Here is an 8333-nt window from a genome sequence, read left to right as displayed (position 1 = left end):
ACATCGTCTGCAGGAGGCCGATTGATGAGGAAAATTGAGGCAATTATCAATCCGTTCAAGTTGGATGAAGTTAAAGAGGCACTGAACGAAGTCGGTATTCAGGGGCTTACCGTTACCGAAGCCAAAGGATTTGGCAGACAGAAAGGGCATACCGAGCTTTACCGCGGCGCTGAGTACGTGGTCGACTTCATTCCCAAGATCAAGATCGAGATCATCGTCAAGGATGATATGGTCGCAAAAGTTATTGAAACCATCAGCGAGGCGGCCCGCACCGGCCGTATCGGCGATGGCAAGATCTTTGTCAGCCCGGTGGAGGAAGTTATCCGCATCCGCACGGGCGAAACAGGTGAGGACGCGCTGTAGGCCGACATGGGTTTTCGGAGCTTACGGTTATTTATTTCAACCGAGGTCAGTAAAAAGGAGCAATCGCAATGACACCGAAACAGGTAATGGAATTTATCAAGGAAAACAACATCCAGATGGTGGATTACAAGTTCCTTGATTTCGTGGGCGTCTGGCAGCACGTATCGGTTCCTATCTGCGAATTCAGCGAAGATGTGTTTGAAGAAGGCCTGGGGTTCGACGGTTCTTCGATCCGCGGTTGGCAGCCTATTCATAACAGCGACATGGCTATCATCCCCGACCCCAACACCGCCAAACGGGATCCTTTCATCAAGGTTCCGACCCTGAGCCTGATCTGCTGCATTTTCGATCCCATTACCAAGGAAGGCTACAGCCGCGACCCGCGTTTCATCGCGCAAAAGGCCGAAGCCTATCTGAAATCCACGGGTATCGGCGATACCGCCTATTTCGGTCCCGAACCCGAGTTTTTCATTTTTGACGATGTGCGTTTCAACTCCACCTGCAACGAGTCTTTCTATTGCGTCGATTCCAGCGAAGGTATCTGGAATACCGGCCGTGAAGAATTCCCCAACCTCGGCTACAAACCCCGCCACAAGGAAGGCTATTTCCCCTGCGCTCCCACCGACTCTCTGGTGGATCTGCGCAACGAGATGGTGCAGGTATGCCAGGAAGTCGGCATTCATATCGAGGCATCGCACCACGAAGTCGCTACCGGCGGCCAGTGCGAGATCGACTTTAAATTCGATTCGCTGCTGAATAACGGCGATACCCTGCAGTGGTTCAAGTACATCATCAAAAACGTTGCCGTGCGCAATGGCAAAACCGTGACCTTCATGCCGAAGCCCCTGTTCGGTGATAACGGCAGCGGCATGCACTGCCACGTCTCTATCTGGAAGGATGGCGTCAATACCTTTGCCGGCGATGGCTATTCCGGCCTGTCCAAGAACGCCCTGTACTTCATCGGCGGCATCATCAAGCACGCCAAGGCTCTTTGCGCTTTCACCAATCCCACCACCAACTCCTACAAGCGCCTGGTGCCTGGCTATGAAGCACCCGTCAATCTGGCCTATTCGGGTCGCAACCGCTCTGCCGCGCTGCGTATTCCCCAGGGCAACAGCCCCAAGGCCAAGCGCGTCGAATACCGTACTCCCGACCCGGCAGCCAACGGTTATCTGTGTTTCTCCGCTATCCTGATGGCCGGTCTTGACGGCATCGAAAACAAGATCGATCCGGGCGAACCGCTGGACAAGGACATCTACGGGCTTCCCCCCGAGGAACTGGCCACCATCCCCAGCGTTGCCGGCAGCCTGCTTGAGGCTCTTGAGGCTCTCAAGGAAGATCATGCCTTCCTGCTCAAAGGCGACGTTTTCACCGAAGACGTTATCGAAAAGTGGATCGAGTACAAAACCCAGGCCGAAGTGGATCCCGTCCGCATGCGCCCGGTGCCCCTCGAATTCGCTCTGTACTACGATTGCTGAGTTTTCGATCTGCAACAAAAAAGCCCCCGCTGTGTCGGGGGCTTTTTTGTTGCACTCGGCGCCATCCGCACGATGCGCCGGAGCATAAAAAGGAATTCATTTTAAAATGCTTCGTCCACAACGTCACCGTGGGTCGCCACCCCATGCCCGGAGTGGCTCAGGTTACCAGGGCGACCCTGCGGTTGTAGTAGTTCTGTCCATACCTACCTTCCTTTTACTTGGCTGCCCGATACTGCTCGTCGCTGACATGTTCCAGCCATTCCACCGATTTGCCGTCGAATTCCTCCTGAATCGCAATATGGGTCATGGATGTGATCGGCCCAGCGCCATGCCAGTGCTTCTCGCCGGGGGGGAACCAGACCACGTCACCGGGCCGAATCTTTTCGATCGGCCCACCCTCGCGCTGCACCAGGCCGCTACCGGCGGTGACGATCAGGGTCTGGCCCAGCGGATGGGTGTGCCAGGCCGTCCGGGCACCGGGTTTAAAGACGACGTAAGCACCCGTGGTGCGCGCCGGTTCTTGCGGCTTGAGAAACAGCGGGTCGATGCGTACCGTGCCGGTGAACCAGGCGGCCGGTCCCTGGATCGAAGCCTGTGAACCGTTTCGTTGTATTTCCATTTTCTGTTCCCTTCGTGGTTTTTTTGACAGACCCTCATCTCGTTCAATCGTTGGAACTCCTTTACGGTTATAAGGCTACTCCCCGGAGGAACAATCCGGATAGACTGATCCTTTTTAATTCTTGCCCGAACCTCCAAAAATAATCTGAAATATTGCCTGATGAAGAAGGGGTTGGTATTATCAAGACAACCGAAGCGAGGAAAATAGAATGCAAAAACAAGATGTTGGTGATGCCGGACTTGCATTGGATAAGAGCGAACCGCTCAAAGTGCTGGTGGCAGACATTGCCCGATGGACCACAGATTGTGATGAATTTCAAACACCTGTCCCGGGCTTGACCTTTTATCGCCATAATAAACCGACCGAACCGAAACCCGGCCTGGCCGAACCCAGTATCTGCCTGATTGCGCAAGGGGCCAAGAGGATACATCTCGCGGACGAAATATTTGACTATGATGCCCACAGGTACCTGCTTGCATCCGTTTATCTGCCGAGCTCGTATCAGGTCATTTCCGCCAGCCCCGAGGAGCCGTATCTTGGACTCGTACTGAAATTCGATATGCGCGAGCTGTCGCGCCTGATGATCGACAGCAATCTTCCCGCACCGCGCAACAGGGCTATCGATCGATGCATGTCGACAGGCGAGGTCACCTTGCCCCTGCTGAGCGCTTTTCAAAGGATTGTCGCTCTGATTGACGAACCGGAAGATATCCCGATACTCGCCCCGATGCTGCACCGGGAAATCCTCTATCGCCTGCTGGTGGGCGATCAAGGGGACAGGCTTCGCCACATCGCCTCCAACGGTAGCCGCAGCCACCGGGTGGCGTGGGCCATCGAGTGGCTGAAAACCCATTTTGCCCAGCAATTGCGGGTCGACGAGCTGGCCGGAATCGCCAATATGAGCGCATCGAGTTTCCACAGCCACTTTCGCGCCATGACCTCCCTGAGTCCGCTGCAATACCAGAAGCACCTGCGCCTGCAGGAGGCGCGGCGGCTGATGCTGGCGGAAGATCTGGATGCGACCAGGGCGGCCTTCCAGGTTGGGTACGAAAGCTCGTCTCAGTTCAGTCGTGAATACAGTCGGTTATTCGGGGCGCCGCCATTGCGGGATGTGATTAATCTGCGACAGGCGGCGGTTGGTGGGGAAGGGTGAGCGAATGAAAGGTTGCGCAAAACACCAAAGCAAGTAGGATCGGGCAAAAATCGAAGAGTTCCATGTATTTCTTGCTTCGCTGTAAGCCATTAATATTGGGGAAAGAAAAAAGCAAACTCCAAAACCACTTACAAATAAGGAGGCGCCATGCGCGACTTTACATTTTTCAACCCAACGAGAATCGAATTCGGCAAGGGCAAAGAAGCCAATATCGGGCTATACCTTAAAGAGTTTGGCGTCGACAGCGCTTTGATTCTGTACGGGTCGGAGCGGGTGAAGAAGAACGGGCTGTTCGACCGCGTGGCCGCCTCCCTGGGAGAGCAGGGCATTGCCTTTGTCGAGTTGGGCGGGGTAATCAGCAATCCGCTGATCAGCCGCGTGCGCGATGCCGTCAAAATCGCCAAGGAAAAAGACCTGCAGGCCGTCGTGGCGGTGGGCGGTGGCTCGGTGCTGGATTCCGCCAAGGCCGTTGCCGCCGGCGCGAAATACGTCAACGACGTGTGGGATTTTTTTGTCGGCAAAGCCGTGGTCGAAGCGGCCCTTCCCGTATTCTCGATCATGACCCTGGCCGCTACCGGCAGCGAGATGAACATGGCCGGCGTCGTGACCAATGATGAAACCCGGCAGAAATACGCCATCGTCTCCCCCCTGTTGTTTCCCAAGGTATCCGTCATCAATCCCGAACTGATGGCCAGCGTCCCCCGGGACTATCTGGCCTATTCAGCTGTGGATGTTTTTTCTCACTGCCTCGATCTGTATTTCTCCGCCAGCTACCTTCCAGAATTCAGCGCCGAACTCATCGAGGCTATCCTGAAAACCGTCATGCGCACCACGGATGCGTTGCTGAAAAATTCCAACGATTACGATGCGCGGGGCGAGTTCGCCTGGGCGGCAACCATGGCGCTGAATGGCAATACCTTCGTCGGCGTCGAGGGCAACACCTACGACACCCACATGATCGAGCATGCCATGTCGGCGCTGTACAATGTGCCGCACGGTGCCGGGCTGGCGGTGGTGCTGCCCGCCTGGCTGAAGGACATCAAAAATCAGATGCCGGAGCGGTTTGAGCGATTCGCCGACAAGGTGTTCGGCGCCTCCGGCGTCGATGCCGGCATCGACAAGCTGACTGAATGGTTCAGCACCATCGGTGCCCCTGTCACCTTCGCCCAGGCGGGGCTCTCCGAGGACGCTGTCGATCCCATCGCCGAAAATGCTTTTGGCAATGCCAAACTCTGGAAGATGGATACGATGTACCCCCAGGAGCGAATCTCCAAAATTCTGAAATTGGCCGTCTAGCCCGCATGAATCAAGCGGGCGAAGGGATTTGGAGTGAACGAAAACATCCATTGTTTTTCAACAGGTTAACTAGTATCCATCCGGAAACTCCGGATGGATACAGCGTAGTTTTCATATGGGAAACGAGCAATTTTTTGTTGTGGCAAGGAAATCAAGGGGTTGCGCGGAGGCGTACATCGGTACGCCGCACAAGCAAGCCTGCGGATTGACGCCGCCATGGCGGAAAAGGGCCGTTTCCGGATGAAAACTAACTAATTGGCTTGCGCTGTGTCGGGGGCTTTTTGTTGCACTCGCCGCCATCCGCATGGTACGCCGGAGCATAAAAAGTGATTCATTTTAAAAACGGCCGGATTGTCCTTTTGAAGCGACCATCGGGTTGACAGGTCAGCACCTGGTGTTATCTGGTTAAACAGTATCATCCGTAGGTCTTGGTTCCGTTTGCCTTGGGTCTGTCTGATCCGGCTGGGGGGAGAGGGAGAGGTGATTTATGAAAGTGAACATCAAGTGCTTTTCGGGTCTGTCCCAGGAAAATGTTTGCGATCATCATGGCAGTAAAGCTTATGAAATCGGGGAGATGGCTACGGTCCTGGACCTGGTGAAGAGTCTTGAGTTCAATCCCGAGGATATCAAGATTGTTTTCGTTAATCACAAGGAAGTGGAGATGGATCATGTTTTGAAAGAAGGAGACCAGGTGGCTCTGTCGCCAAAAACCGGCGGTATGTGATCACTGCGGCGAAGGGCCTGAGAACAGTTTTTTTGCGATGAACCTGCAAGGCAACCGGGATTGCCGGCATTTCCGTAACAGGGCAGTGCCGGCAAGTTTCATAATTTAACAGAAAGGGTTGCGGTGGCCATGGTATCGTCCTTCAATTTCCGGCACATTTTCGGAACCGAAAAACCCATCATCGGCATGATACACCTCAGGCCTCTGCCGGGGGCTCCGGGGTATCGGCCCGAGGCGGGCATGCCGGACATCATCGAGGCCGCGGAAGCCGACGCCCGGCGTTTGATCGAGGGCGGCATCGATGGCGTCCAGATTGAAAACCAGGGGGATCGGCCATTTCTCAAGCCTGCGCAGATCGGATTTGAAACCGTCGCCGCAGTGACCGCCGTGGTGTCGCATCTGCGCCAGCGGTTTCAGGTGCCCATGGGGGTGAACATTCATCTCAACGGCGTGAACCAGGCCCTGGCGATTGCCGCAGCGACAGGCTGCCAGTGGGTCAGGGCCTTCGAGTTGGCCAATGCCTATATCGCCGAGGCAGGGGTAATCGAAGCTGCCGGGCCCCAGGCGCTGCGCTATCGAAGGTTTCTGCAGGCGGAAAACCGGATCATGATTCTCGGCGATTTTCACGTCAAGCACGGCAGCCATCAGATCACTGCCGATAAAAGTTTGATTGCCCAGGCACAGGATGTGGAAGCCGCCCTGGCCGATGGTCTTATCCTGACCGGACATCAGACCGGCAGCCCGCCCCGAAGCGAGGATCTTGACGTGCTTCGCAAAACCATCAAGATCCCCATGCTCATCGGCAGCGGACTCTCGCGGCAAAACATTCAGGATTTGCTGCCCCTGGCGGATGGCGCTATTGTCGGCAGCTGTTTCAAGCTGCAAGGCGATTTGCGAAATCCCGTTGACGGTTCTCTGGTCGAAAGCTTCATGAAAACCGCAAGGATCGTGCGGGGTGACGCCTGAATGCCGGTCGGCGTTTTTCCTGAAACTTGTGCCGCTTTTACGCCAGTGGCATGATACGCGCGCCGATGTCGCTGGTTTTGCCGGCAAAGACGGAAGACAGCACCAGGATATCGGCCCCTGTCGCTGCGTATTCCGATGCGTTTTTTTCGTTGATGCCGCCCGCCGCTGCTATTTTTATGGCCGGATAATCCTTTCGTACCTTGTCGATGACTGTTTTGAGCGTCTCCACGGGCATTTTGTCCAACTGGATGATATCGACGCCGGCCTGGGCAGCGCGCATGGCTTCCGCTTCATTTTCGACTTCCAGGGTCAGTTTTTTACCCGGGATTTCATTGCGTATCCGATCGAGTGCTGCCCAGAAGCTCTTTTGGCTTTCCATGAATACCTGGTGATGCCTGAAAACCAGCAGGGATTCGGACAGCCCCAGTCGGTGGGGGTGCGCTCCGCCGCACAACACGGCCTTGATGGTGACTTTCTTTCCGCCGGGAAACGACTTTCTGGAGGTTTCTACGGAAATCAGCGGATTGACTTTTTGTGCAAGATCGACAATTTTTCGGGTGCGTGTGGCGATGCCGGAGACGTGTTCAAGAAGACTCAGGCAGACCCGCCAACCGGCATGCAGAGTTCGCGCATTGCCTTCGGCCTCGAAAAAATCGGTGTTGGGAGACAGGACGGTGCCGCTGGCGGTAATACGATTGATTTGCGCTCCCAGTTTTTTAAAAATGCGCGCCGCCTCCTCGGTGCCGCAGATAACGGTCGGTTCCCGGGTGGAAAATACGATTTTACCGGGTTTGTCGCCGATGCCGAGGGATTCGGTGGTCAGATCCCCATAGGGAATGTCGTCCTCAATGATTTGATCGAGCCATGCTTCGGAAAAATATGTCGGCATTGTAACACCTTTCTGGAAAATACCGGCAGAGTGGCGATCCTGGGGGATATGCCCCTGGTTGCCGGTTGTGAAAAATAAATCCTGCGCTGCATTACGTCCGGACGCCGGTTTGTTCCGCACGATATCGTGCAGGATATATAGCGCCTGCAAAAAAGGCAACACCGTTGACGGCAGATCCTCCGCCTTTTGACTCTCAGGGATGCCACATGGATGCCATGGACAGGGTTTTTCTGATCTGGGACGATATTACCCGTCTCGAAGTCGACGCGATTGTCAACGCCGCGAACGGTTCCCTGCTCGGCGGGGCCGGCGTTGACGGCGCGGTGCACTGGGCGGCCGGGCCGGGATTGACGGAGGCCTGTCGCCGTCTTGGCGGCTGCCCGGCGGGCGAGGCCCGCATAACCGGCGGCTACCGGTTACCGGCCCGCTATGTGATTCATGCCGTAGGGCCGGTCTACGGCCTCGACCCTGAACCCGGGCGACTGCTGGCCAGCTGCTATGAGAACTGCCTCAAACTTGCGGTGGCCCATGGCATACGGACGCTTGCATTTCCGGCAATAAGCTGCGGCGCCTACCGTTTTCCCGCGGAACAAGCCTGTCGCATCGCCCTTGCAACCATCTTTGGTTTTCTGCGGCAGGAAGCTTCCATCCACAAGGTCTATCTGGTAGTTTATTCAGCGGATCATTTCAGAATATATCAGGAATGCATGGCTGCATGGCGCGCTGCGCATGCCTGAAACCCCTGGTTTTCCTGCCTGTCCCTTTGCCCGGTCTGATTGTTAACTAAGCACGCTTTGGATGTTGACAATCCCGTAGTTCACTGTAAAATATCCTTTCCATGAAAG

Annotated in this window: 9 protein-coding genes; 7 read left to right on the top strand and 2 right to left on the bottom strand. The window is 55.5% G+C overall.

What is annotated here, in order from left to right; genetic code table 11:
- The first annotated feature begins 24 nt into the window (after window positions 1-24).
- Together AB7E65_RS10590 and glnA are read left to right on the top strand one after the other, a co-directional pair.
- Window positions 25-363 (top strand): P-II family nitrogen regulator, encoded by a 339-nt coding sequence (locus AB7E65_RS10590; RefSeq protein ID WP_428745856.1) that lies wholly within the window; start codon window positions 25-27, stop codon window positions 361-363.
- Window positions 364-431: 68 nt separating this feature from the next.
- Entirely contained in the window at window positions 432-1841 is a 1410-nt protein-coding gene (gene glnA / locus AB7E65_RS10585; protein ID WP_072287642.1) for a type I glutamate--ammonia ligase, read from the top strand.
- 214 nt (window positions 1842-2055) lie between these two features.
- Here the strand turns inward: glnA and AB7E65_RS10580 are convergent, their stop codons facing one another.
- A complete protein-coding gene (locus tag AB7E65_RS10580) occupies window positions 2056-2460 on the bottom strand; it encodes a (R)-mandelonitrile lyase (RefSeq protein WP_428745855.1) in 405 nt (134 codons plus the stop codon).
- A gap of 208 nt (window positions 2461-2668) precedes the next feature.
- Between AB7E65_RS10580 and AB7E65_RS10575 the strand changes: the two genes are divergently transcribed.
- The 4 genes from AB7E65_RS10575 (at window position 2669) to AB7E65_RS10560 (ending at window position 6599) form a co-directional block, all read left to right on the top strand.
- On the top strand, window positions 2669-3613 hold the full coding sequence (locus AB7E65_RS10575; protein WP_428745854.1) for an AraC family transcriptional regulator N-terminal domain-containing protein: 945 nt from the start codon (window positions 2669-2671) through the stop codon (window positions 3611-3613).
- Window positions 3614-3760: 147 nt separating this feature from the next.
- Entirely contained in the window at window positions 3761-4909 is a 1149-nt protein-coding gene (locus AB7E65_RS10570; protein ID WP_072287645.1) for an iron-containing alcohol dehydrogenase, read from the top strand.
- Window positions 4910-5396: 487 nt separating this feature from the next.
- Window positions 5397-5633 carry a MoaD/ThiS family protein gene (locus AB7E65_RS10565; protein ID WP_072287646.1) on the top strand — a complete coding sequence of 79 codons (237 nt, stop codon included), beginning with the start codon at window positions 5397-5399 and terminating at the stop codon, window positions 5631-5633.
- A 129-nt stretch (window positions 5634-5762) separates the two neighbouring features.
- On the top strand, window positions 5763-6599 hold the full coding sequence (locus AB7E65_RS10560; protein ID WP_320361083.1) for a BtpA/SgcQ family protein: 837 nt from the start codon (window positions 5763-5765) through the stop codon (window positions 6597-6599).
- Between the two features lie 37 nt (window positions 6600-6636).
- Here AB7E65_RS10560 and modD read toward each other — a convergent pair whose 3' ends face one another.
- Window positions 6637-7488, bottom strand: coding sequence for a ModD protein (gene modD, locus AB7E65_RS10555; protein WP_072288177.1), 852 nt, complete (start codon window positions 7486-7488; stop codon window positions 6637-6639).
- A 215-nt stretch (window positions 7489-7703) separates the two neighbouring features.
- On the opposite strand from modD, the gene AB7E65_RS10550 reads away from it, so the two are divergent.
- On the top strand, window positions 7704-8225 hold the full coding sequence (locus AB7E65_RS10550) for an O-acetyl-ADP-ribose deacetylase (RefSeq protein WP_072288178.1): 522 nt from the start codon (window positions 7704-7706) through the stop codon (window positions 8223-8225).
- Window positions 8226-8333 lie beyond the last annotated feature (108 nt).

Source organism: Syntrophotalea sp., assembly GCF_050253115.1.
GTDB lineage: Bacteria > Desulfobacterota > Desulfuromonadia > Desulfuromonadales > Syntrophotaleaceae > Syntrophotalea > Syntrophotalea acetylenica.
The sequence above is the reverse complement of the archived record's forward strand: the minus strand, read 5'-3'. Positions and strand labels throughout refer to the sequence as shown.

Excerpts from the sequence above, each read along its gene's own strand:
- AB7E65_RS10590 (WP_428745856.1), top strand. The coding sequence starts at position 25 with ATGAGGAAAATTGAGGCAATTATCAATCCGTTCAAGTTGGATGAAGTT.
- glnA (WP_072287642.1), top strand. The coding sequence starts at position 432 with ATGACACCGAAACAGGTAATGGAATTTATCAAGGAAAACAACATCCAG.
- AB7E65_RS10580 (WP_428745855.1), bottom strand. The coding sequence starts at position 2,460 with ATGGAAATACAACGAAACGGTTCACAGGCTTCGATCCAGGGACCGGCC.
- AB7E65_RS10575 (WP_428745854.1), top strand. The coding sequence starts at position 2,669 with ATGCAAAAACAAGATGTTGGTGATGCCGGACTTGCATTGGATAAGAGC.
- AB7E65_RS10570 (WP_072287645.1), top strand. The coding sequence starts at position 3,761 with ATGCGCGACTTTACATTTTTCAACCCAACGAGAATCGAATTCGGCAAG.
- AB7E65_RS10565 (WP_072287646.1), top strand. The coding sequence starts at position 5,397 with ATGAAAGTGAACATCAAGTGCTTTTCGGGTCTGTCCCAGGAAAATGTT.
- AB7E65_RS10560 (WP_320361083.1), top strand. The coding sequence starts at position 5,763 with ATGGTATCGTCCTTCAATTTCCGGCACATTTTCGGAACCGAAAAACCC.
- modD (WP_072288177.1), bottom strand. The coding sequence starts at position 7,488 with ATGCCGACATATTTTTCCGAAGCATGGCTCGATCAAATCATTGAGGAC.
- AB7E65_RS10550 (WP_072288178.1), top strand. The coding sequence starts at position 7,704 with ATGGACAGGGTTTTTCTGATCTGGGACGATATTACCCGTCTCGAAGTC.